Annotated in this window: 1 pseudogene; it reads right to left on the bottom strand. The window is 51.0% G+C overall.

The features are described from left to right. A pseudogene (locus D3D02_RS18245) lies at positions 1 to 485 on the bottom strand (hypothetical protein); the annotation flags it as partial. Positions 486 to 692 lie beyond the last annotated feature (207 nt).

The raw sequence follows: 692 nt of genomic DNA, 5'->3' as shown, positions 1-692 counted from the left end.
TCTCCCGGCTCAAGTGCTGCGCTCTTCAATTCTTCAAACTTCTCTTCGGTAAGATACTCGGTCCCCATCGAGTAATCTCTATAGATTATATTCTCCTGAACGTACACTTTCGGCCCTTCCTCTACCCTGTCCTTTTTACTGATTCTGCCACCCGGTGGTCCCCCACGAATCGGCTTCTTGTCGGTTTCTTGGTCAAGGATATCTTCGACCTGCTCTACCTCCCAAGAGACTGGTAGCTGATACTCGCGAGGGCCAATAGACACGGTAGTCAACGAGGTGTGTCCAATTCCATTTTGAAGTAGGTCCTGTGTCAAGCCTTTTTCCAAGGAACGGGCCTCCTCTAAACTCCGGTTTGTTTGTTGAATCTCGTTGTTGACTGTAGCGAGTATCTCCGCGATGCGGCGGCGTTCGGATTCTGGGGGAAGAGGAATGAGAGTCTTGCCTAGGTCTGTCCACGACGTTCTGGGGAGATTCGTTCCCTCCATTGTTGATACGACACGGTCGCGAATGAGGGTCGAATGCATTAGATACGGCAAATATCGCTGGAGGGTCGGGTCCTCACTGTAGATGGGAATAATATCTGAGGAGCAAATGCCATCAAACGGCGCGATGGCTGCTTTATTAAGATTTGGCCGGAGTTTTCCGAAAAGCACATCGCCCTGACAGAACGCGCGGGAACTGCTACGTTCAGC

The organism is Halobellus sp. Atlit-38R (assembly GCF_003665925.1).
In the GTDB taxonomy this organism is placed as follows: Archaea; Halobacteriota; Halobacteria; order Halobacteriales; family Haloferacaceae; genus Haloquadratum; species Haloquadratum inordinatus.
This window is presented reverse-complemented; position numbering and strand designations above follow the sequence as displayed.